The sequence below is a fragment of the Bradyrhizobium ottawaense genome, from assembly GCF_002278135.3.
Classification (GTDB): Bacteria; Pseudomonadota; Alphaproteobacteria; order Rhizobiales; family Xanthobacteraceae; genus Bradyrhizobium; species Bradyrhizobium ottawaense.
The window spans coordinates 8,335,618-8,357,815 of record NZ_CP029425.2 but is presented as its reverse complement, the minus strand read 5'-3'; the positions used below and the strand labels follow the sequence as shown (position 1 = coordinate 8,357,815).

The 22,198-nt window shown below is 65.9% G+C and carries 19 protein-coding genes; 12 read left to right on the top strand and 7 right to left on the bottom strand.

What is annotated here, in order from left to right:
• Positions 1 to 107 precede the first annotated feature (107 nt).
• The 7 genes from CIT37_RS39120 (at position 108) to CIT37_RS39090 (ending at position 6,927) form a co-directional block, all read left to right on the top strand.
• Positions 108 to 1,121: an ABC transporter permease gene (locus tag CIT37_RS39120; protein WP_028139730.1), complete on the top strand. Its 1,014-nt coding sequence runs from the start codon at positions 108 to 110 to the stop codon at positions 1,119 to 1,121.
• A 9-nt stretch (positions 1,122 to 1,130) separates the two neighbouring features.
• The gene (locus tag CIT37_RS39115; protein WP_028139731.1) at positions 1,131 to 2,030 is read left to right on the top strand and encodes an ABC transporter permease; all 900 of its coding nucleotides are present in this window, start codon (positions 1,131 to 1,133) and stop codon (positions 2,028 to 2,030) included.
• A gap of 289 nt (positions 2,031 to 2,319) precedes the next feature.
• Positions 2,320 to 4,143, top strand: coding sequence for a dipeptide ABC transporter ATP-binding protein (locus tag CIT37_RS39110; RefSeq protein WP_028139732.1), 1,824 nt, complete (start codon positions 2,320 to 2,322; stop codon positions 4,141 to 4,143).
• Positions 4,144 to 4,224: 81 nt separating this feature from the next.
• Positions 4,225 to 4,404 carry a DUF4089 domain-containing protein gene (locus CIT37_RS39105; protein ID WP_018316853.1) on the top strand — a complete coding sequence of 60 codons (180 nt, stop codon included), beginning with the start codon at positions 4,225 to 4,227 and terminating at the stop codon, positions 4,402 to 4,404.
• A gap of 7 nt (positions 4,405 to 4,411) precedes the next feature.
• A complete protein-coding gene (locus CIT37_RS39100) occupies positions 4,412 to 5,806 on the top strand; it encodes an AtzE family amidohydrolase (protein ID WP_161966292.1) in 1,395 nt (464 codons plus the stop codon).
• Position 5,807: 1 nt separating this feature from the next.
• The gene (gene hpxZ / locus CIT37_RS39095) at positions 5,808 to 6,200 is read left to right on the top strand and encodes an oxalurate catabolism protein HpxZ (RefSeq protein WP_095425014.1); all 393 of its coding nucleotides are present in this window, start codon (positions 5,808 to 5,810) and stop codon (positions 6,198 to 6,200) included.
• 4 nt (positions 6,201 to 6,204) lie between these two features.
• A complete protein-coding gene (locus tag CIT37_RS39090) occupies positions 6,205 to 6,927 on the top strand; it encodes a GntR family transcriptional regulator (RefSeq protein ID WP_095425015.1) in 723 nt (240 codons plus the stop codon).
• 110 nt (positions 6,928 to 7,037) lie between these two features.
• Here the strand turns inward: CIT37_RS39090 and atzF are convergent, their stop codons facing one another.
• Both atzF and CIT37_RS39080 read right to left on the bottom strand, forming a co-directional pair.
• On the bottom strand, positions 7,038 to 8,834 hold the full coding sequence (atzF, locus tag CIT37_RS39085) for an allophanate hydrolase (protein ID WP_095425016.1): 1,797 nt from the start codon (positions 8,832 to 8,834) through the stop codon (positions 7,038 to 7,040).
• A gap of 207 nt (positions 8,835 to 9,041) precedes the next feature.
• Positions 9,042 to 9,536, bottom strand: a complete 495-nt coding sequence (locus CIT37_RS39080) for a MarR family winged helix-turn-helix transcriptional regulator (RefSeq protein ID WP_028139737.1) — start codon at positions 9,534 to 9,536, stop codon at positions 9,042 to 9,044.
• 152 nt (positions 9,537 to 9,688) lie between these two features.
• On the opposite strand from CIT37_RS39080, the gene CIT37_RS39075 reads away from it, so the two are divergent.
• A complete protein-coding gene (locus CIT37_RS39075) occupies positions 9,689 to 11,539 on the top strand; it encodes a feruloyl-CoA synthase (protein ID WP_095425017.1) in 1,851 nt (616 codons plus the stop codon).
• A 342-nt stretch (positions 11,540 to 11,881) separates the two neighbouring features.
• Here CIT37_RS39075 and CIT37_RS39070 read toward each other — a convergent pair whose 3' ends face one another.
• Entirely contained in the window at positions 11,882 to 12,388 is a 507-nt protein-coding gene (locus CIT37_RS39070; protein WP_028139739.1) for a MarR family winged helix-turn-helix transcriptional regulator, read from the bottom strand.
• A gap of 83 nt (positions 12,389 to 12,471) precedes the next feature.
• Between CIT37_RS39070 and CIT37_RS39065 the strand changes: the two genes are divergently transcribed.
• The 3 genes from CIT37_RS39065 to CIT37_RS39055 are packed head-to-tail and all read left to right on the top strand — an operon-like array spanning position 12,472 to position 15,296.
• Positions 12,472 to 13,692 carry a cytochrome P450 gene (locus tag CIT37_RS39065; protein WP_095425018.1) on the top strand — a complete coding sequence of 407 codons (1,221 nt, stop codon included), beginning with the start codon at positions 12,472 to 12,474 and terminating at the stop codon, positions 13,690 to 13,692.
• 12 nt (positions 13,693 to 13,704) lie between these two features.
• Positions 13,705 to 14,028 carry a 2Fe-2S iron-sulfur cluster-binding protein gene (locus tag CIT37_RS39060; RefSeq protein WP_028139741.1) on the top strand — a complete coding sequence of 108 codons (324 nt, stop codon included), beginning with the start codon at positions 13,705 to 13,707 and terminating at the stop codon, positions 14,026 to 14,028.
• A 56-nt stretch (positions 14,029 to 14,084) separates the two neighbouring features.
• Positions 14,085 to 15,296, top strand: coding sequence for an ABC transporter substrate-binding protein (locus CIT37_RS39055; RefSeq protein WP_028139742.1), 1,212 nt, complete (start codon positions 14,085 to 14,087; stop codon positions 15,294 to 15,296).
• 204 nt (positions 15,297 to 15,500) lie between these two features.
• On the opposite strand, the gene CIT37_RS39050 is transcribed toward CIT37_RS39055, so the two are convergent.
• Positions 15,501 to 16,763, bottom strand: a complete 1,263-nt coding sequence (locus tag CIT37_RS39050; RefSeq protein ID WP_028139743.1) for an NAD(P)/FAD-dependent oxidoreductase — start codon at positions 16,761 to 16,763, stop codon at positions 15,501 to 15,503.
• A 300-nt stretch (positions 16,764 to 17,063) separates the two neighbouring features.
• On the opposite strand from CIT37_RS39050, the gene CIT37_RS39045 reads away from it, so the two are divergent.
• Positions 17,064 to 18,236 (top strand): ABC transporter substrate-binding protein, encoded by a 1,173-nt coding sequence (locus CIT37_RS39045; RefSeq protein WP_026201746.1) that lies wholly within the window; start codon positions 17,064 to 17,066, stop codon positions 18,234 to 18,236.
• Positions 18,237 to 18,526: 290 nt separating this feature from the next.
• On the opposite strand, the gene CIT37_RS39040 is transcribed toward CIT37_RS39045, so the two are convergent.
• From CIT37_RS39040 to CIT37_RS39030, 3 genes are read right to left on the bottom strand one after another with little or no spacing between them, the layout of a single operon-like run.
• Complete coding sequence (locus CIT37_RS39040; protein ID WP_095425019.1) at positions 18,527 to 20,398, bottom strand: bifunctional sugar phosphate isomerase/epimerase/4-hydroxyphenylpyruvate dioxygenase family protein; 1,872 nt, start codon at positions 20,396 to 20,398, stop codon at positions 18,527 to 18,529.
• The gene (locus CIT37_RS39035; RefSeq protein ID WP_095425020.1) at positions 20,395 to 21,453 is read right to left on the bottom strand and encodes a Gfo/Idh/MocA family protein; all 1,059 of its coding nucleotides are present in this window, start codon (positions 21,451 to 21,453) and stop codon (positions 20,395 to 20,397) included. The genes CIT37_RS39040 and CIT37_RS39035 overlap by 4 nt, the downstream gene beginning before the upstream one ends.
• Positions 21,450 to 22,187: an ABC transporter ATP-binding protein gene (locus tag CIT37_RS39030; protein WP_038946883.1), complete on the bottom strand. Its 738-nt coding sequence runs from the start codon at positions 22,185 to 22,187 to the stop codon at positions 21,450 to 21,452. The genes CIT37_RS39035 and CIT37_RS39030 overlap by 4 nt, the downstream gene beginning before the upstream one ends.
• Positions 22,188 to 22,198: the final 11 nt, after the last annotated feature.

The window sequence follows — 22,198 nt, the reverse complement described above, 5'->3', positions numbered from 1 at the left end:
CCTCTCCCGGAGCCACCCCCCTCCCTAGCCCTCCCCCACAAGGGGGGAGGGAACGCAGCCGAACGTGCCGCACGATCTCGTTCCCATACGCAGCGCAGGAGCACCCCATGCTCACCATGATCGGCAAGCGCCTGATGTTTGCGATTCCCTCGCTGATCGGGGTCGTCATCGTCACATTCCTGCTGACGCGCGCGCTGCCGGGCGATCCCGCCGCCTACTTCGCCGGCCCCGCTGCGACGAAGGAAGCCGTCGAGCAGATCCGGAAAAAACTCGGCCTCGACAAGCCGCTGATCGAGCAGTTCTTCCGCTACACCAACGACCTCGCCCACGGCGATTTCGGCAACTCGCTGACGACAGGACAGCCGGTCGCGGCCGAGATCCGCAACCGCCTGCCGGCCTCGGCTGAACTCACGCTGCTCGGCCTCATCGTGTCCGTCGTCATCGCCATTCCGCTCGGCGTGCTCGCCGCGACGCGGCCGGGATCGTGGGTCGATCACTTATGTCGCATCACGACGACAGCCGGCGTCTCGCTGCCGGTGTTCTTCACTGGCCTCGTGCTGGTCTATGTCTTCTATTTCCGGCTCGGCTGGTCGCCTGCGCCGCTCGGCCGGCTCGACGTGTTCTACAGCGCGCCGCCGACGGTGACCGGCTTCTATCTGATCGACACCTTGATCGCGCGCGATCTCGAAGCGTTCCGCTCGGCGCTGAGCCAGCTCATCCTGCCGGCGACGACGTTGGCGATCTTCTCGCTGGCGCCGATCGCACGCATGACACGCGCCTCGATGCTGGCGGTGCTCGCGTCCGAATTCGTCCGCACCGCGCGCGCCAGCGGCCTGTCACCGTCGACCGTGATCGTCACTTACGCCTTCCGCAATGCGATGCTGCCCGTGATCACCACGCTCAGCATGGTGTTCTCGTTCCTGCTCGGCGCCAACGTGCTGGTGGAAAAAGTCTTCGCATGGCCCGGCATCGGCTCCTACGCGGTGGAAGCGCTGATCTCGTCGGACTTCGCGCCGGTGCAAGGTTTTGTCCTGACCATGGCGGTCATGTACGTGCTGCTCAATCTCGTGATCGACATTTTGTACGGCGTGATCGATCCGCGCGTGCGGTTGGAAGGGTAGGGGGCATTCATGAGTTCTGTTGCGCCTGCTGTCGAGCCTGTCGGTCCCGCACGTACCTCGGGACTGGCTGCGATCCTCGAACAGACCCGCTACGTGCTCGGCGAAAACAAGGTCACCGGCTTTGCCTTCGCCTTGCTGATCCTGATCCTCGCCGCCGCGATCCTCGGTCCCTACGTGGTGCCCTACGATCCGCTCGCCTCCGACACCGCCGCAGCACTGAAGCCGCCGTCGGCCGCGCACTGGTTCGGTACCGACCAATTGGGGCGCGATATCTTCAGTCGCGTCGTCGTGGCAACGCGGCTCGACACTTTTATCGCGGTCGCCTCTGTCGCGCTGGTGTTCCTGATGGGCGGCCTCGCCGGCATCGCTGCCGGCTATTTCGGTGGCTGGACCGATCGCATCGTCGGCCGCATCGCCGACACCATCATGGCTTTCCCGCTGTTCGTGCTGGCGATGGGCATCGTCGCAGCGCTCGGCAACACCGTGCAGAACATCATCCTCGCTACAGCCATCGTGAACTTCCCGCTCTACGCCCGCGTCGCGCGCGCCGAGGCCAACGTCCGCCGCAACGCCGGCTTCGTGCAGGCCGCGCGTCTCTCCGGCAACGGCGAATTCCGCATCCTCTTGGTGCACATCCTCCCGAACATCATGCCGATCATGATCGTGCAGATGTCGCTGACCATGGGCTACGCCATCCTCAATGCCGCCGGTCTCTCCTTCATCGGCCTCGGCGTCCGCCCGCCCACCGCCGAATGGGGCATCATGGTCGCCGAAGGCGCGGGCTTCATGGTGTCGGGCGAATGGTGGATCGCGCTGTTCCCCGGCCTCGCCCTGATGATCGCCGTGTTCTGCTTCAACCTCCTCGGCGACGGCCTGCGCGACATCGTCGACCCCCAGCGGAGGACGTGATGATTGCTTTGTCTGAAGCCGGTGCTGCCGTTCGCCTCTCCCCGCGTGCGGGGAGAGGCCGGGCCGCGTTAGCGGACCGGGTGAGGGGGGGTCTCCGCGAACTCCTCTGCCAGCCGTTTGCGCGGAGAGAGGCCCCTCACCCCAACCCTCTCCCCGTAAGAACGGGGAGAGGGAGCGAGAGGCCCGTGCACGCCTCACGCGCAAACACCCGTCCAAAATTCTCCAATGATTTCAATCCCATTCTACTGTGCATGGGGTTGTTTTCGCGTTTTTTGGTTCGTAGGCCCGCATGACCGCCCAGCCGCTGCTCGACGTCCAGGACCTCACCGTCGAATTCTCCACCCGCCGCGGCATCGTCAAAGCCGTGCAGCACGTCAACATCTCCGTCGCCAAGGGCGAGACGCTTGCCATCGTCGGCGAGTCCGGCTCGGGCAAGTCGGTGACGTCCTACGCGGTGATGCGCATCCTCGACCGCGCGGGGCGGATCGCCGAGGGCTCGGTGATGTTCTCCGGCATCGACGTCAAGGCCGCGACCGAGGACCAGATGCGCGATTTGCGCGGCCGCGAAGTCTCGATGATCTTTCAGAACCCGCGCGCCGCACTCAACCCGATCCGGAAAGTCGGCGACCAGATCGAGGACGTCTTGCGCACCCACGTGCAGCAGGCCCAGGTCAAGGATCACGGCGAGAAGGCGATCGAGGCGCTGGAGCAGGTCAAGATCGCCCGCCCGCGCGAGCGCTACCACGCCTATCCGTTCGAGCTCTCGGGCGGCATGTGCCAGCGCGTCGTCATCGCGCTCGCGCTCGCCTGCAATCCGCAGCTGCTGATCGCGGACGAGCCGACCACCGGCCTCGACGTCACCACGCAGAAGGCGGTGATGGACCTGATCGTAGAGCTGACCAAGCGCCGCGCGATGTCGACCATCCTGATCACCCACGATCTCGGCTTGGCAGCCGCCTATTGCGACCGCGTCGTGGTGATGGAGAAGGGCCGGGTGGTCGAAACCGCGAAAGCCGCCGACATCTTCGCCAACCCGCAGCACCCCTACACCAAGAAGCTGATGCGCGCGACGCCGCGGCTCGGCGTGAGCCTGCGGGATCTGCTGCCGGAGGAGGAGACTCTAGCCTCTCCCCGCGTGCGGGGAGAGGCCGACGCGCGGAGCGCGGCGGGTGAGGGGGGCTCTCCCAGCACCGTGCTCGCGGAGAGTCCCCCTCACCCCGACCCTCTCAGCGCGAGCGAAGCTCGTCGCGACCCCGCAAGCGGGGAGAGGGAGAAGACGCCGCTCCTCCTCATCGAAAAGCTCGTCAAGGAATACCCGCGCCAGGGCGCCACCGCCACGCTCGGAAAGCTGTTCGGCCGCAAGCCGCCGCTGGAGCCGGATGTCTTCCGCGCCGTTGACGGCATCAGCTTTTCGATCGGCCATGGCGAAAGCGTCGGCCTTGTCGGCGAGTCTGGCTGCGGCAAATCGACCACGTCGATGATGGTGATGCGCCTGCTCGACCAGACCTCCGGCCTGATCCAGTTCGACGGCGAGGACATCGGCGGCATCGCGCCGGCCTCGTTCGCCCGGCTGCCACAGCGCAGCCGCATCCAGATGGTGTTCCAGGATCCGACCGACAGCCTCAACCCGCGCTTCACCGCCGCGCGCGCCATTGCCGACCCGATCATGCAATTGGGAGATATCAGGGGGCGCGACGCGCTTCGCGCCCGCTGCGAGGAACTGGCCACCATGGTCGGCCTGCCGCACAACCTGCTGGATCGTTTCCCGCATCAATTGTCCGGCGGCCAGAAGGCCCGTGTCGGCATCGCCCGCGCCATCGCGCTGCATCCCAAGCTGGTCATCCTGGACGAGCCGACGGCGGCGCTGGACGTCTCGGTGCAGGCTGTCGTTCTGAACCTGCTGCAGGACCTCAAGGCGCGGCTAGGTATGAGCTATCTGTTCGTCTCGCATGATTTGAATGTGGTGCGCTTGCTGTGCGATCGTGTCATTGTGATGCGGACGGGTCGAATCGTCGAAGAGGGCTCTTCCGAGCAGGTCTTGAGCGATCCGCAGGACGACTACACCAAGGAGCTGCTGACGGCGATCCCGCATCCGCCGTTGCAGGTCCACTGAGCATGATCCGGAAAAGTGTGACGCGGTTTTCCGAGAAGATCATGCTCAAATGACAACCTAGAGAGCTAGTTTGGGAGCGTGATGGCCGAGCCGCTGGACGATTATATCGACGCCGTATCGAAAGCGCTGGCGCTGCCGGTCGAGGAGGCCTGGAGGCCCGCGGTGCGCGCCAACCTCGAAGTCTCGCTGCGCCTCGCTCGCCTGGTCGACGAATTCGCGCTGCCGGACGAGACCGAGCCGGCGCCGATTTTCACCGCTTGATGTTGCCATGACCAGCAAGCCAGAGATGACGGCCTCGGACATCGCGAGTGCGGTTGCGGGCCGCCGGATGTCCGCGCTCGACGCCACGGAAGCGGCGCTGTCGCGCATCAAGCAGCACGACAGTGTCCTCAATTCCTTCACTGATGTCACCGCCGATCGCGCCCGTGCGAAAGCACGCGCCATCGACGCCGACATCGCCGCCGGCAAGGAAGTCGGCCCGCTCGCCGGCGTTCCCTTCGCGGTGAAGAACCTGTTTGACGTCGCCGGGCTTCCGACGCGCGCCGGCTCGAAGATCAACCGCGATCGCGCGCCCGCAGCGCGCGATGCGACGCTGATCGAGCGGATGGAAGCCGCCGGCGCCGTGCTGGTCGGCGCGCTCAACATGGGCGAATACGCCTATGATTTTACGGGCGAGAACGTCCATGACGGTCCCTCGCGCAATCCGCACGACACCACGCGGATGACCGGCGGCTCCTCGGGCGGCTCCGGCAGCGCGGTCGGCGGCGCGCTGGTGCCGATCGCGCTCGGCTCGGACACCAATGGCTCGATCCGCGTGCCGTCCTCGTTTTGCGGCATTTTTGGTTTGAAGCCGACCTATGGCCGGCTGTCGCGCGCGCGCTCGTTCCCGTTCGTCGCGAGCCTCGATCATCTCGGCCCGTTCGCGCGCTCCGTCACCGATCTCGCGCTTGCCTATGACGTGATGCAGGGCCCTGACGCGGAGGACAGCGCCTGCACGACGCGCGGTCTGGAGCCGACGCTGCCGCTGATCGCCAATCCCGTCTCGGATCTGCGCATCGCCATCGCCGGCGGGTATTTCCAGAAGAACGTGTTTCCGGAAGCGGTCGAGGCCGTCAGCCGCGTCGCCAAGGCGCTTGGCGCAACGAAGGTGGTCGACGTTCCCGAAGCCGCGCGCGCCCGCGCGGCCGCCTATGTCATCACCACCACCGAGGGCGCTTCGTTGCATCTCGATCGCCTGCGCAAGCGGCCGAACGATTTCGATCCTGCGGTGCGCGACCGGCTGATCGCCGGCGCGATGGTGCCGGCGCCGATGGTCGATCGGGCGCAAAAATTTCGGCGCTGGTATCGCGCGCAGCTCGCCGAGATCTTCAAGACCGTCGACGTGCTGCTCGCGCCGGCAACGCCCTGCACCGCGCCAAAGCTCGGGCAGGTGAATTTCAACCTCGACGGCGTCGAGCTGCCGGTGCGCGCCAATATCGGCGTCCACACCCAGCCGATCTCCTTCATCGGCCTGCCGGTGGTGGCCGTCCCGGTGCCGCTCGAGCCGCTGCCGATCGGCGTGCAGATCATCGCTGCGCCCTGGCGCGAGGACATCGCGCTCCGCGTCGCCTACGCTTTGGAAAAGATGGGCGTCGCGGCAGCGCCCGCGCCGAGAGGACTCTGACATGGAGATCGATCTCCCCGAGGTGATCGCGGAAGTCAAAGCCGCATTCGATCGTTATGAGCAGGCCCTCGTCAGTAACGATGTCGCCGTGCTCGGCGAGCTCTTCCGCAACGATCCCCGCACGTTGCGGTACGGCATCGGTGAGAACCTCTACGGCTATGACGCGATCAACGGATTCCGCGTCGCGCGCTCGCCGGTCGGCCTGAACCGCAGCACCGCCAAGACGGTGATCAGCAGCTATGGCCGCGACACGGCGGTGGCCTCCACCCTGTTCTATCGCGATACGGCGCCCGGCAAGGTCGGCCGGCAGATGCAGACCTGGATTCGCTTTCCCGAGGGCTGGCGCGTCGTCGCCGCCCATGTCAGCATGATCGACGAGCCGAAAGAGACCTGACCGCATGACGCTCGACGATCTTCCGCAGGGAGCACTGCCGGCCGAGCCGGTGGTGCCCCGCGTCGACCGTGCCTCGCCATCGGTGCAGAAGGTCACGCGCGCCGAGGAGCTGCGCCTGCAACTCGCCGACGAGATCGTGCGCGGCGCCCTGGCCCCCGGCTCGCCCCTGGACGAGACCGATATCGCGCGCCGCTTCAGCGTCTCGCGCACGCCGGTGCGCGAGGCGTTGCGTCAGCTCGTGGCCAGCGGCCTCGTCGAAGCGCGTGCTCATCGCGGCGCGGTGGTGGCGCAGCCCTCGATCGAGCGTCTGACCAGCATGTTCGAGGCCATGGCGGAGCTCGAGGCGCTGTGTGCAGGCCTCGCCGCCGAGCGCATGTCCGCCGCCGAGCGCCATGGCCTCGAGGCGATCCACGAGGAGCTGCGGGTGTTGAGCTACACCGGCAATCCCGATCGCTTTCACGAGGTCAACGAGCGCTTCCACAACGCGATCTATGCGGGCTCGCAGAACGGCTACATCGCCGAGATCACGCTGGCGACGCGGGTGCGCGTGCAGCCGTTCCGCCGCGCCCAGTTCCGCAACCTCGGCCGTCTCGCCAAGTCGCAAGCCGAGCACGACCGCGTCGTCGTCGCCATCATGCGCGGCGACAAGCAGGGCGCCGCCGCCGCGATGCGTGCGCATATCGAGCTGGTGCGCGGGGAGTACGAGATTTACGCAGTGTCGGTGTAGCGCCGCGCGATCGGTGCCGTAGGGTGGGCAAAGGCGCAAAGCGCCGTGCCCACGGTTTTTCATGAAGGTCGGGATCGTGGGCACGCTTCGCTTTGCCCACCCTACGAGACCTACTTTGTCGCAGCTTCCTTCATATACGCGCGCCATCCCCCATACGCGGTGATATCTCGCGCATCGCTCAGCACCTCCGGCTCGACGAGAAACCCTTTCACGCTGCGGCCATCGGCAAGGCGCACCGTGCCGATCGCCATCGGCGAAGGAATCGCATTGACGAATTTGCCGAAGGCGGACGGCGACAGCGACCAGATCTCCAGCTCGATGGCGGCGCCCTTGCCGGCTTCCACGCGCAGCATGCCGGGCTTCGGCGGCGTGGTCTTGAGCGCGTAGAGCTTGTAGTCGGGCGCAGTTCTGGTTGCCTCGATCAGGCGCCCGTTCAGTGCCTTCAATTCGCCGTTGAGCACCATGCCGGACAGATGTGCGCCGACGACCGCGATCGGGATCTCGTCGCCGCTGCTTGGCGACAGCGGAGCTTGCGCCGCGCCCTTCGCGCCGAGACTCAGCTTGGTATCGGCATGGAAGACGCGGCCGATGCTCGCGAGCAGCGCATCATGCCCCGCGGGCGCGAGCAGCGTGATGCCGAACGGAATGCCGTCGGCGCGCATCGACGCCGGCAGCGCGAGGCCGCAGAGATCGAGCAGATTGACGAAATTGGTGTAGGTGCCGAGCCGGCTGTTGAGCTCGATCGGATTGGCGAGCACCTGCGCGGTGGTATAGGCGGTCGGCGCGGTCGGCAGCACCAGCGCGTCGATATTGGCAAACGTGCGCTCGGCAATCTTGCGCAGGCCCTGCAGGCGATAGAGCGCCGAGAACGTGTCCGCAGCGGTGAGCCGCGCGCCGGCCGCGGTGATCTCGCGCGTCACCGGATGAATCGAATCGGGCGCGGACGCCAGCAGATCCTTGATCACGAGGTAGCGTTCGGCGACCCAGGGGCCCTCATAGAGCAGCCGCGCCGTCTCGTAGAACGGCTCGAGGTCGAATTCCACCAACGTTGCGCCGAGTGCTGTCCAGCGCTTCAGTGCATCGGCGTAGGCGGCTTCCGCCTTCTTGTCGCCGAAAAAGATCAGCTGTCCGTTGCGCGGCACGCCGAGGCGCAAGCCTGCCGGGAACGGCGTGAGCGCGCCCAGCGGCCGGTCGCGCGAGAACGGATCGGCCGGGTCCGGCCCCGCCATCACGGAGAGCGCCAGTGCGGCATCGTCCACGGTCAGCGCAAACACCGAGATGCAATCGAGCGTGCGGCAGGCCGGCACCAGCCCCGCATTCGAGACCATGCCGAGGCTCGGCTTCAGCCCGACGATGTTGTTGAGCATCGCCGGCACGCGCCCGGAGCCGGCCGTGTCAGTCCCCAGCGACAGCGGCACGAGCCCCGCGCCGACCGCCACCGCGGAGCCCGAACTGGAGCCGCCCGGAATGAGATCCCCGCGGATCGAATTCTTGGGAACGCCGTAGGGCGAGCGCACGCCGACGAGGCCGGTGGCGAACTGGTCGAGATTGGTCTTGCCGATGATGATGGCGCCGGCCGCGCGCAGCCGCGCCACCGCAGTCGAATCGTGTGCCGCCGTAGTGGAGAAGGCCGGGCAGGCCGCCGTGGTCGGAAAGCCCAGCGCGTCGATATTGTCCTTCACCGCAACAGGCACGCCGTAGAGCGGCAGGCTGGCGGCGTCCTTCGTGGCGAGTCTCTCAGCCTCGGCGATCGCATCCTTTTCGTCGCGCAGGCTGATGAAGATGGCGGGATCATTGTGGTCGTGGATGCGCTGATAGGTCCGCGCGACCGTCTCTGCCGGCGTCAGCGTGCCCGCGCGATGCGCGGCCAAAATCGCGGCGATCGTTTCAGGCTGCTCAGCCCCCATTTCAGCCCCCATGGCGACAAAACTCCGGCAACTGCTTCACCCCCGGAGTGAAGCAAGCGATGTGCCATTGTGTACATTATCCGGGCAGGACGGAGGCTGCGGATATGATCCGTGGGATCAGTGGCTTGTGGGATATTTTGGCAGGCGGGCGGGCCGTGCCGTCAGCGCCCTGTGACGGGCATCTGCCCAAATCATGGGCAGTCGAGATCAGGTGAAGCCGGCGAGGATCCGCAGCAGCTGCGCCCGGTTTTCCTTGCCGATCTTCTCTTCGACATGCCGCTCGTGCTCGGCCGCGAGCCGTTTGAATTTCGCCAGCGCCGTCTCGCCCTGGGTCGTGAGATGCAGCGCATGCGAGCGACGGTCCGCCTTCGATTTGACCCGCTTCACGAGCTTGCGCTGTTCGAGGCTGTCGAGCAGGTGCACCAGCCGGGCGCGCTCGATGCCAAGGCGCTTTGCCACCGCCATCTGCGACAGGCCCGGATTGGCGCCGATCACGGTCAGCACCGAATATTGCGTCGGCCGGATGTCGACATCGCCGAGCGTTCTGATGAAGTCCTGAAAGATCCAGATCTGGAAGCGCCGCACCGCATAGCCGGCGTGCCCGACCAGTGCGTCGAGGCCAATATCGTCGGCCATGTCCCGAGGCGCCGCGCCGTTGCCGGCGCGTCTGCGTGCGGAAGTCTGGGCTGAGGTGGCTGTCAAATCGCGTCTCCTGCCGGACTATTCTTGTAACGTCATTATAGCGCGGGCGGAAGATTGTTGTTGACGACAACAATTGTCATGCCCAACATTATGGCCAAAGCAGCCCGGAACGAGGCTGCGGCCGATCCGGGATCCGGGCGGAGGAGGAAATTATGACAACCGCCGCACGCGGCGATGCCGCAAGCCTGTTTGCAACGCCACGGACCGTCGCCGAGCATCGCGCCGACGGCAGCATCGTGCTGCGCTCGCCCGACCCCTTGCGCGACGGCGCGCGCTGCGTCGGCGACTGGCTGGAGCAATGGGCGCGGCAAACGCCGGATGCGACCTTCCTTGCCGAGCGCGGCGACGTCGAGGCGCCATGGACCACCGTCAGCTATGCGCAGGCGCTGCGCCAGGTGCGTGCGGCGGCGTCCTGGATCCTGGCACAGGGTCTGAGCGCCGAACGCCCGCTCGCGATCCTCTCCGACAACAGCATCGACCACGCGCTGCTGGCGCTTGCGGCCCAGCATGTCGGCGTGCCCTCGGCGGCGATTTCGCCGGCCTATTCGTTGATGTCGAAAGATTTCGACAAGCTCAAGAGCATGATCGCACTGCTCGAGCCGGGCGCGATCTATGTCTCCGCCATGAAACCATTTGCGGCAGCGCTGGCGGCGATCAAACCGCTTCACACGGCCCAGATCATCAGCGGCATCGACGGCGATGCCGATGCGTTGGCCTTCGGCGCCATTGCAACAACGCCTGAAACGCCCGACGTCGCAACGGCGTTCGCCGCGGTGACGCCCGACACGATCGCCAAATTCCTGTTCACCTCGGGGTCGACAGGCAGGCCCAAGGCCGTCATCAACACCCAGCGCATGCTGACCTCGAGCCAGCAGGCCAAGGCGCAGACCTGGACATTTCTGGAGCAGGGTGGCCGCGACCTCGTCATTCTCGACTGGTTGCCCTGGAGCCACACCTTCGGCGCCAACCACAATTTCAATCTCGTGCTGCGCAATGGCGGCTCGCTCTATATCGACGGCGGCAAGCCGGCGCCCGGGCTGTTCGCGACGTCGCTCGCCAATCTGAAAAGCGTGATGCCGACGGTCTATTTCAATGTGCCGCGCGGATTCGACATGCTGATCGCGGCGCTGCGCGGCGACGAGGAGCTGCGTCACCGCTTCTTCAGCGAGGTGAAATTCGCCTTCTATGCCGGTGCCGCGTTGCCGCAGAACCTCTGGGACGCGCTCGAAGACCTCTCGATCAGGACCGTCGGCCGCGCGCTGCCGATGGTTTCGGCCTGGGGTTCGACCGAAACGTCGCCGCTTGCGACCGACTGCCATTTCCTCGCCGAACGTTCCGGCAATATCGGTGTCCCCATTCCCGGCACCGAGCTGAAGCTCGTCGCCTCCGGCGACAAGCTGGAGGTGCGGGTACGTGGTCCCAACGTCACGCCGGGCTATTGGAAGGCGCCGGAGCTGACCAGGCAGGCTTTTGATGAAGAGGGCTTTTATCTGATCGGCGATGCCGTGAAGCTTGCCGATCACGCGCGGCCGGAGCGCGGTCTGTTCTTCGACGGCCGCGTCGCCGAGGATTTCAAGCTCAATTCCGGCACCTGGGTCAGCGTCGGCACGCTGCGCGTTGCCGGCATCGCCGCGCTGGCGCCGCTGGCGCAGGATATCGTGGTGTCAGGTCATGGCGGCGACGAAGTGCGCTTCCTGGTGTTCCCCAACGTCGCGGCCTGCCGTGCTCATGCCGGCCTGGGCGAGACGGCTGATGTGCACGAGGTGCTCGCGCATGACAAGGTCAGGAGCGCCATTGCGCAGGGACTGGCGAAACTGAAGCAGGACGGCCCCAATTCCGCCGGCCACGCCACGCGCGCGCTGCTTCTCGCCGAACCGCCGTCGGTCGATGTCGGCGAGATTACCGACAAGGGCTACATCAACCAGCGCGCCGTGCTGACCCGCCGCGCCGATGCGGTGGCGCGGTTGAACGATGATGCGTCGGGCGAGTGGATCGGGTTGTAAAGGCCGGTAGCGAAGCCACATTCCGCTGTCATTCCGGGGCGCGCCTCTTGGCGCGAGCCCGGAATCCAATTCACCGCAGTGGTGTTGCACGATGGATTCCGGGTTCGCGCTACGCGCGCCCCGGAATGACGAGCCGATAGGCCAATCCCGCTGCCGCAATATATTGCTGTTTCTTTTGTTGCCTAAGCAACTAATCTGTGCGAACCGTTCCAGACCAGGACGACGGCGGGGAAACCGCCGGGTCCGATCTCGGAGGAAACGATGCTCGGCAGGAAGGGTGCCGCGGGCAAGCGCGGGCGCATGCCTGGAGGTGGCGACAGGGCGCGGCCGCGGTGCGGTGCGTCAGGTGTAGCTGCTGTCCGTGACCGCGCCGAGATTTTCGTGCAGCCGGCGGAGCAGGCCGATCAGCACCTCGCGCTCGTCCTTGCTCAGGCAGGACAACAGCCGCCGCTCGCGTTCGAGCGCTGCGGCGATCACCTTGTCGTGGGTGCTGCGGCCCTTCGCCGTCAGCGAAATCGAATGGGTGCGGCCGTCATGGGGATCGGTGCGGATCGAGATCAGCCCGCGCTTCTCGAGGCCCGCCAGCGTCCGGCTCACCGGCCCCTTGTCGAAGCCGATGACGTGACAGATGCGCGAGGCCGGAATGCCGGGCTCGATCGCCAGCAGCGACATGATCCGCCATTCCGTGACGTTGACGCCGAACTCCCGCTGATAGAACGCGGTCGCGCTGTTCGAGAGCTTGTTGGCGATGAAGGTGACGAAGGCCGGGACGTAACGCTCGAGATCGAGCGTCGGTCCCGCCTCTGCGGGCGCAGGCTTGTGGCGGGGTCTGGTCGAAGGCGCAGGCATGTCGGCGTTCTGTCTCGCGGTGAGGCCACCGACCTAAAGGCATGCGCCGCGCTTTCACAAGATCAAAATGAGAGAGGTCTCCCATGACCGCATCCGGCACCCCTGCATCGACAGGCTCTGCGGCCGTCCCGCATCTCGACGTCGATCCCTTCGACATGAATTTTTTCGCGGACCCGTATCCGACACACCAGCGGCTGCGAGAGGCAGGGCCGGTGGTCTATCTCGACAAATGGAACGTCTATGGCGTGGCGCGCTATGCCGAGGTCCATGCGGTGCTGAACGATCCCGCGACGTTCTGCTCCAGCCGCGGCGTCGGCCTGTCCGACTTCAAGAGGGAGACACCGTGGCGGCCGCCCAGCCTGATCCTCGAGGCCGATCCGCCCGCGCACACCCGCACCCGCGCCGTGCTGTCGAAGGTGCTGTCGCCGACCGTGATGAAGCAGGTGCGCGACCGCTTTGCCGCCGCTGCGGAGGAGCGGGTGGATGCGCTGCTGGACAAGCGCAGCTTCGACGCGATCACCGATCTCGCCGAGGCCTATCCGCTCTCGATCTTTCCGGATGCGCTGGGCCTGAAGGCGGAGGGACGCGAGCATCTGATTCCCTATGCCAGCGTCGTGTTCAACGCGTTCGGTCCGCCCAATGAGCTGCGCCAGCAGGCGATCGCGCGCTCGGCGCCGCACCAGGCCTATGTCGCCGAGCAATGCCAGCGCGACAACCTCGCGCCCGGTGGCTTTGGCGCCTGTATCCACGCCCGGGTCGACGACGGCGAGATCACCGCGACCGAGGCGCCGCTGCTGGTGCGTTCGCTGCTGTCGGCCGGTCTCGACACCACCGTCAACGGCATCGGCGCGGCGGTCTATTGCCTTGCGCGCTTCCCCGACCAGTGGCAGCGCCTGCGCGCTGATCTGACGCTGGCACGCAACGCCTTCGAGGAGGCCGTGCGGTTCGAAAGCCCGGTGCAGACTTTCTTCCGGACCACCACTCGCGATGTCGAGCTGTCAGGCGCGACGATCGGCGAGGGCGAGAAGGTACTGATGTTCCTCGCCGCCGCCAATCGCGATCCCAGACGCTGGGACGAGCCTGATAGCTACGACATCACGCGCCGCACCTCCGGTCACGTCGGATTCGGCTCGGGCATCCACATGTGCGTCGGCCAGCTCGTCGCCCGCCTCGAAGGCGAGGTGATGCTGACGGCGCTGGCCCGGCGCATCGCGAAGATCGAGATCACGGGCGAGCCGAAGCGTCGCTTCAACAACACGCTGCGCGGGCTCGACAGCCTGCCCGTCACGATCACCCCGGCCTGACCAGGAGCTTTGATGCCCGCCATCACTTTCATCCATCCCGACGGCAAGTCCGAGCGCATCGAGACCGCGGACGGGGAGAGCGCCATGCAGACCGCGACCCGACACGGTCTCGACGGCATTCTGGCCGAATGCGGCGGCAACGCCATGTGCGCGACTTGCCATGTCTATGTCGACGAGGGCTGGCTCGCGCGGCTGCCCGGCATGGCCGACGACGAGGATGCGCTGCTTGACGGCACCGCGAGCGAGCGGCTGCCCAACAGCCGGCTGTCCTGCCAGATCAAGATCACGCCGGAGCTCGACGGGCTCGTCGTGAAGCTGCCGGAGCGGCAGGTCTGAGTCTCGACGCGCCGGCAACGACCGGCGCGGCAAACCATCAAACAGGGGAGGGAACCATGAAACATCTGAAATGGACGCTTGCGTTGGCCGCGAGCCTGGTGGCCGGCGCGGCGAGCGCCGAGATCTCGGACAATGTCGTGCGCGTCGGCGTGCTCAACGACATCTCCGGCATCTTCCAGGACACTAACGGCATGGGCTCGGTGGAAGCCGCGCGCATGGCCGCGGAGGATTTCAACGGCGGCGGCAAGAACATCAAGGTCGAGATCGTCTATGCCGACCACCAGAACAAGGCCGATGTCGGCAATGCCATTGCGCGCAAATGGCTCGACGTCGAGGGTGTCGATGCCATCGTCGACGTGCCGAACTCGGCCGTAGGCCTCTCCATCAACACGCTGCTGCGCGACAGCCGCATGACGTTCCTGGCGTCCTCGACCGCAAGCTCCGATCTCACCGGCAAGGCCTGCTCGCCCAACACCATCCAATGGGTCAACGACACCTGGGCCACCGGCAACACCACGGCGGCCGCGATGGTCTCGCGTGGCGGCAAGGACTGGTATTTCCTCACAGTCGATTTCGCGCTCGGCAAGGGCATCGAATCGGAAGCGCAGAAATACATCGAGGCGCATGGCGGCAAGGTGCTTGGCTCCTCCAAGCACCCGCTCGGCACCTCCGACTTTGCCTCCTTCCTGTTGCAGGCGCAGGGCTCGAAGGCTCAGGTGATCGGCCTTGCCAATGCCGGCGGTGACACCATTAACGCGGTGAAGCAGGCCGCCGAGTTCGGCATTCAGCAGAACGGGCAGCGGCTCGTCGCCTTCCTGCTCTTCATCAACGACGTCCACGGCATGGGCATCAAGGTCGCGCAGGGCCTCCAGCTTATGGAAGCCTTCTACTGGGACATGAATGACGACACCCGCGCCTTCGCCAAGCGGTTCGCCGCCCGTCCCGGCATGAACGGCAAGATGCCGAGCGGCAACCAGGCCGGCGTCTATGCCTCGACGCTCGCTTATCTCAATGCGGTCGCCGCGACCGGCAGCGACAACGCCAAGGACGCCGTGCCCGAGATGAAGAAGTTCAGAGGCAAGGACAAATTGTTCGGCGACACCACGATCCGCCAGGACGGCCGCGTCGTGCATCCGATGTACCTGTTCGAGGTGAAGAAGCCGGAGGAGTCGAAATATCCCTACGACTATTACAAGCTGGTCTCGACGATTCCGGCCGACCAGGCGTTCCGCCCGCTGGCGGAAGGCGGGTGTGAATTGGTGAAGTAAGGGAGCGAGCGCCGTCTCTTTCACCCTCCCCTGGAGGGGGAGGGTCGATCGCGCGTAGCGCGAGCGGGGTGGGGTGATCTCTCAACACGGGCAGTGTCTGCGCGGAGAGACTGTCACCCCACCCCGCTACGCATTTCGCTTCGCGGCATGCTTCGCGACCCTCCCCCTCCAGGGGAGGGTAAGAGGAACGCGCCGCGATAGCCCCTACACCACCTTACTACTCCCCTGCGTGATCAGCCGCGCTGCCCGCTGGTCCCGCGCGTAGATCCAGAGCCAGCTCAGCGCAACACTGAGCCGGTGGCGCAGGCCGATCAGGAAGTAGATGTGGGCGATGCCCCAGATCCACCATGCGATCGCGCCGCGCAGCTTGAAGCGGCCGAAGTCGATCACGGCGAGGCGCTTGCCGATCTGGGCGAGGCTGCCGGCATGCTTGTAGCGGAACGCGCCCTTTGTCTCGCCTCGCAGTCGCGCCTTGATCGTTTCGGCGACGTGACGGCCCTGCTGCTTGGCGGCCGGCGCGATGCCTGGCACCGGCTTGCCGTCCCAGGCGTTGATGCTGACGGTATCGCCGATCGCAAAGATCTCGGGATGGCCTGGTATCGTCAGGTCGTCTTCGACCTGTACGCGCCCGGCGCGATCGGCTGGCGCGTCCAGCCATTCTGCGGCGGGAGAGGCGCGGACGCCGGCGGCCCAGATCCGGGTCTTTGCCTCGAGCAGCTTGCCGCCGAACACCACGCCCTCACGATTGATCTCGGTGACGGCCTGCCCCAGCACGACCTCGACGCCGATCTTCTCCAGCGAGGCCTGCGCATAGGCCGAGAGATCGTCGGCGAAGCCCGCGAGCACGCGCGGCCCCGCCTCGATCAGCACCACGCGCGCCTTGGTCGTGTCGATGTTGCGGAAATCGCCGGGCAAGGTGTGACGCGCCATCTCGGCGATGGTGCCGGCGAGCTCGACCCCGGTGGGGCCGGCGCCGACGATGACGAAGGTCAGCCGCGCCGCGCGCTTCGCCGGATCGGTCTCGCGCTCGGCGCGCTCGAACGCCACCAGGATGTGGCGGCGCAGCGTGGTGCCGTCCTCCAGCGTCTTCAGGCCCGGCGCGAACTGCTCCCATTCGTCGTGGCCGAAATAGGCGTGACGCGCGCCGGTGGCGAGCACCAGCGTGTCGTAGGGCACCTCGCTGCCGTCGTCGATCAGCACACAGCGCCTTGCCGCGTCGACGCCGCTGACGGTCGCGAACAGCGTCGTCACCTCGGGCCTGTCTCGCATCAGGTGGCGGATCGGCCAGGCGATCTCACTGGTGGCGAGCGAGGCGGTTGCGACCTGATAGAGCAGCGGCTGGAACAGATGATGGTTGCGGCGGTCGATCAGCGTGATCTCGACCGGCGCACCCGCAAGCCGGTAGGTCGCCTCCAGCCCGCCGAAGCCGGCGCCGACGATGACGACGCGATGCGGTGTCGTGGTCATGATGTGCCCTCGAATCTCGCTGCTCCACATCCCCATTTAAGTGCGGATCGGACGCTGCGGTCCAATAGCTGTCATCAATCGCCGCATAGGCCGGATGTATCGATCGGGCGCGAAAAAGCGCCGCAGGGTTGATCTAAGTAAGTAGAATTATATTTCTTGCCATCGCCGATTGGGGCGAAATATGGTGCAGGGGCGGGCGCTGAGCCATTGGCGGCGCGACAGATTTTGCGTTCAATAGAGACAGGCCCGGGGCGGCGATCACCCCGTTTTCCGGGACCGATAATAAGGAGGGGAGTGGTTATGAGGACGGCATTCTGGCTGGCGGGCGCAGCGGCGCTGGTGCTGGCGAGCCCGGCATTCGCCGGCGACACCATCAAGATCGGTTTCGTTTCGACCTTCAGCGGCCCGACCGCCGTGATCGGCAACGATATGCGCAACTCCTTCGAGCTCGCGCTGGATCACATGGGCCGCAAGATGGACGGCAAGCCGGTCGAGGTCATCTACGAGGATGACGGGCAGAAGCCCGATGTCGGCAAGCAGAAGACCGAGAAGCTGGTGCAGTCCGACAAGGTCGATTTCATCGTCGGCTACATCTGGTCGAACGTGCTGCTGGCCTCGCTGAAGACCGCGGTCGATTCGCAGACCTTCCTGATCTCGGCCAACGCCGGCCCGTCGCAGCTCGCCGGCGAACTCTGTTCGCCTTACGTGTTCTCGACCTCCTGGCAGAACGACCAGACGCCGCAGGCTATGGGCCTCTACATGAACCAGAAAGGCGTCAAGAGCGTGTTCCTGATCGGGCCGAACTACGCGGCCGGCAAGGACATGCTCGCGGGCCTGAAGAACACGTTCAAGGGCGAGATCAAGGGCGAGGAATACACGGTGTGGCCGAGCCAGCTCGATTTCTCAGCCGAACTCTCCAAGGCGCGCGCCTCGGGCGCGGAGTCGATCTTCGTGTTCTATCCGGGCGCCGCCGGCGTGCAGTTCCTCAATCAATATGCGCAGGCCGGCCTGAAGAGCACGATGCCGCTCTACACCGCCTTCACGGTGGACGAGCTCTCGCTGCCGCTGCAGAAGGAGAACGCGCTCGGCGTGCCCGGCGCGCAGGAATGGGTCAACGACCTCCCGAACGAGCAGAACAAGCGCTTCGTCGCCGACTACCGCAAGAAATATCCCGGCCTGCGCCCGACCTATTACGGCGCGCAATCCTATGACGCCGCCCAGCTCATCAACAGCGCGGTGGTCGCGGTGAAGGGCGACACCAGCAAGAAGGACGCAATGAAGGCCGAGATGGAGAAGGCCAACTTCAAGTCGCTGCGCGGCGCGTTCAAATACGGCAAGAACCACATCCCGGTGCAGAGCTTCTATCTCCAGGACGTCGTGAAGGACGCCGAAGGCCAGCTCTCGCTGAAGACGGTCGCGACCATCGTGGAGAACGACCAGGATCGTTTCCACGACAAGTGCAAGATGAAGTGAGCTCTCGCTCTTCCCCTCTCCCCGCTTGCGGGGAGAGGGTCAGGGTGAGGGGGACTCTCCGCGGGGACGGAGTTGGTCGAATTCCTCAATAGTCCCCACATCGTCATTGCGAGCGCAGCGAAGCAATCCAGCATCTTTCCGCGGAGGGATTCTGGATTGCTTCGCTGCGCTCGCAATGACGTGTTGAGAGATCGGTGCTCCTGATTGTCATGTGACTCGCGGAGACCCCCCCTCACCCGCCGCGCTGCGCGCGTCGGCCTCTCCCCGCAGGCGGGGAGAGGCGAAGGCGCCTACACCCTTGGCATGCTCGCGGGCCGCACTTCGCGGGCCTGGGCTGCGAGCCTGATCCCGGCATTGGCCGCACCGAACCCCTGATAATCCCTGCGCTCGACGATCTCGAAGAAGAACCGCTCGTCGAAAATGTGGGTGTAGACCTGGAAGAACTCGCCGTCGCCCTCGCGGTCGTAGAGGATGTGGTTGGCGCGCAGCTGCGCCATCAGCTCGGGCGCGAGGTCGTATTTGGCTTCGATGTCGTCGTAGTAATTGTCGGGGATATCCAGGAAATCCGCGCCGCGCTTGCGCATCTCCGCGACCGTCGCAAAAATGTCCCGGCACGAGAACGCGACGTGCTGCACGCCCGAGCCGAAGAACTCCGAGATGAAGCGTGCCGGCAACGTCCGGTTGGCGGAGGAGCCGTTGAGCACGAAGCGCAGGCTCTGGTCGGCGTTGATGATGGCCTGGCTCTGCACGAGGCCTCGGGGATCGGCGATCTCCATCTGCGGCAGGCGCTTGAGGTCGAGGATGCCGGTGTAGAACAACAGCCAGGACAGCATCTCGTCATAGGGCATCGACTGCGCGATGTGATCGACGGCGAGCAGCGCGTCCGCGCCTTTGTCGCTCGCAACAGGCTCGAAATCCGTGTCCCAGTTCTTGCCGGCCTGGTCCAGGAAATACAGCAGGCTGCCGCCGACGCCGTGGATCGCCGGGATTTCGAGCTCGCCCGGCCCGACCGGCTGGTAGAAGGTGCGCGCCTTCAACATCTCCGCACGCTGCATGGCAAGGCCGGCATTGTCGACATCGAGCGCAATCGCGCAGACGCCGGGGCCGTGCGTCACATAATGCGAATGCGCAAAGCCGTCGGTTTCGCTGTTGATGACGAGCTCGACCTTGCCCTGCGACCAGCGCTCCACCGCCTTGCTGCGATGCGCGCCGGTCTTGCGGAAGCCGAGTTGCGAAAACAGGCGGGCGAGCTCGCCCGCCTTGCTCTCATTGACGGCAAACTCGATGAACCCGGTGCCGCGGCTCTTCGCTTTCGGTGCCAGCGGTTCGGCGGCGAATCTCGGCCAATCCGGCGCAAGCTGGTCCTCCAGCAGGATCAGCGAGCGCAGGCCGTCGAGCGCGGTCTGCGCAGCCGAGCCGGCGCGGAACTGGTCGTTGAAGATCTCCAGTGACAGCGGCCCGGCATAGCCGGTCGCCGCGATCGCCGCCATGAACTCACCGACCGGCAGATCGCCCTGGCCGGGGAAGGAGCGGAAATGCCGGCTCCACGACAGGATATCGAGCTCGAGCTTTGGTGCATCGGCAAGCTGCACCAGAAAAATCTTGTCGCCGGGAATCGAGGCCATCGCGCGGGTCGGAAGGCCCGGCGCCAGCGCGTGGAAGCTGTCGAGGATGATTCCGATCGCGGGATGATCGGCGCGGCGCACGATCTCCCAGGCGTCGCGATGGTCGTTGACATGACGTCCCCAGGCCAAGGCCTCGTAGCCGACGCGCAAGCCTCGACTGGCGGCGCGCTCGCCCAGCTCGCGAAAATCGTCGGCGGCGCGATCGATGCCGCCGAGCGAGGCGGGCGAGACGTTGGAGCAGATCAGCAGCAAATCGGTGCCGAGCTCCTGCATCAGATCGAACTTGCGTTCCGCGCGGGCAAAATTGCGTGCGCGCTGCGGCTCCGGCATGCCCTCGAAATCGCGGAACGGCTGAAACGCGCAGATCCCAAGATTGAGATCCTTGCAGAGCTTCGCGATGTCGCGCGGGCCGGCGCCGAACGACAGCAAATCGTTCTCGAAGATCTCGACCCCGTCGAAGCCGGCTGACGCGATGGCGCGGAGCTTCTCGTCGAGAGCGCCTGAGAGGGAGACGGTTGCGATCGAGCGCTTGTTCATGTTGCCTGCTCCATGATCCGCCCCGGTGAGACTTTTCGGCCCGTGCGTGCCGCTTCGCTGACGGCTTCGACGACGGCGAGTGTCGCTGTCGCATCCTCGACCGAAATCAGAGGCCGTTCGCGGCCTGCGATCGCCGCCAGGAAATGCCGGAGCTGTTCAACGAGTGGATCGCAAGTGGAGAGTGCGACGTGCTCGCGAACCAGCGGCACGTGCCAGCCGGGATCTTGCGGGTAGGACCACAGCTCCATATTCGGCACCGACAGTGAGCCGCGCGTGCCGGCGAAGACGTAGCAGGGCTGATCCTGCTTCGGGTATGCCGCGTTCTCGCCCGAGGTCAGCTCCCAGCTCCACGGCGCCGGCGTCGCATCCGAAACGGTCATGGTTCCGAGCGCCCCATTGGCGAAGCGCAGCAGCAGCCCGGCGGTGTCCTCGACGGCAAAGCCGCGCACCATGTTCGACGTCAGTGCCTGCACCTCGGCGATCTCGCCGCAGATGAAGCGGAGATTGTCGATGTCGTGGATCAGATTGATCAGCAGCGGCCCGCCGCCGTGCTCGCGCCGCCAGGCGATCTCGAAGTAATCGTCGGGCTTCTTCAGCAGCCACAGCCCGGCCACGGCCGTGAGCTGGCCGAGCTTGCCGGCTGCGATGGCCTCGCGGGCGGCCTTGATGATGGGATTGTGGCGGCGATGATGGCCGACCAGCATGGGCACGCCGCTGCGCTTCACCGCCTCGCAGAGCCGACGCGCCGCTGCGACGCTGTCGGTGACCGGCTTCTCGATAAGCGCGGGCACGCCGGCCTCTGCGCAGTCGAGCGCCATCTGAAGATGCAGCGCGTTGGGCGAAGCGATGATCAGGCCGTCGGGCTTTTCCTGTTCCAGCAATGCGCGATGATCGGCGTGCCAGGGTGCGTTGCGTGCTTGCGCGAATTCCTTGGCCGCAGGCGAGGGGTCGGCAATGCCGGCCAGCACGCAGTCCGCCGAGGTCGCGATCAGTTCGGCATGGCGGCGGCCGATCAGGCCGGCGCCGGCGACGGCGATGCGCCTTCGCGCACTCATGCCGCGCTCTCCTCCATGGCTCCCCCGAGAAAGAGCTGGCCGATGCGGGGATCGTTCAGGATGCGCTTGGCGTCGTCAACCATGCGGGTCTGACCGAGCTCGAGCACGATGCCGATGTCGGAGATCTCCAGCGCCGAGCGCGCGTTCTGCTCGATCATCAGGATGGTGACGCCGCGGTCGCGCAGGCTCTTGAGGATGTCGAAGGTCTGCTGCACCATCAGCGGCGACAGGCCGATCGAGGGCTCGTCGATCAGCACCAGTTTTGGCTCGAGCAGCAGCGAGCGGGCGATCTCGAGCTGCTTCTGCTCGCCGCCGGACAGCGTGGAGGCCTGCTGCGTCGACTTCCGCCGCAGCGCCGGGAACAGGTCAAGCGCGGCCTCGATCCGCGCGGGCAGGTCGAGGCCCTTGCCGGCGGCGACGCCGCCGAGCTCGATATTGTGGCGCACCGACAGCTCGGGGAAGATGTTGCGGCCCTGCGGCACATAGCAGATGCCGGCATTGAGCAGCGCGCGCTGGCTCAAATTGGTGACGTCGCGGCCGGCAAAGCTGATCTTGCCCTCGCGCAGCTTCAACAGGCCGAAGATCGCCTTGAACACGGTGGACTTGCCGGCGCCGTTGGGACCGATGATCGTGGTGATCGTGGCCTCCGGCACGGCAAAGGTCGTGCCGTTCAAGATCGTCATCTTGCCGTAGCCGCCGACGAGATTGTGAACCGAGAGGATTGGCTCGCTCATGGTCGGCTCCT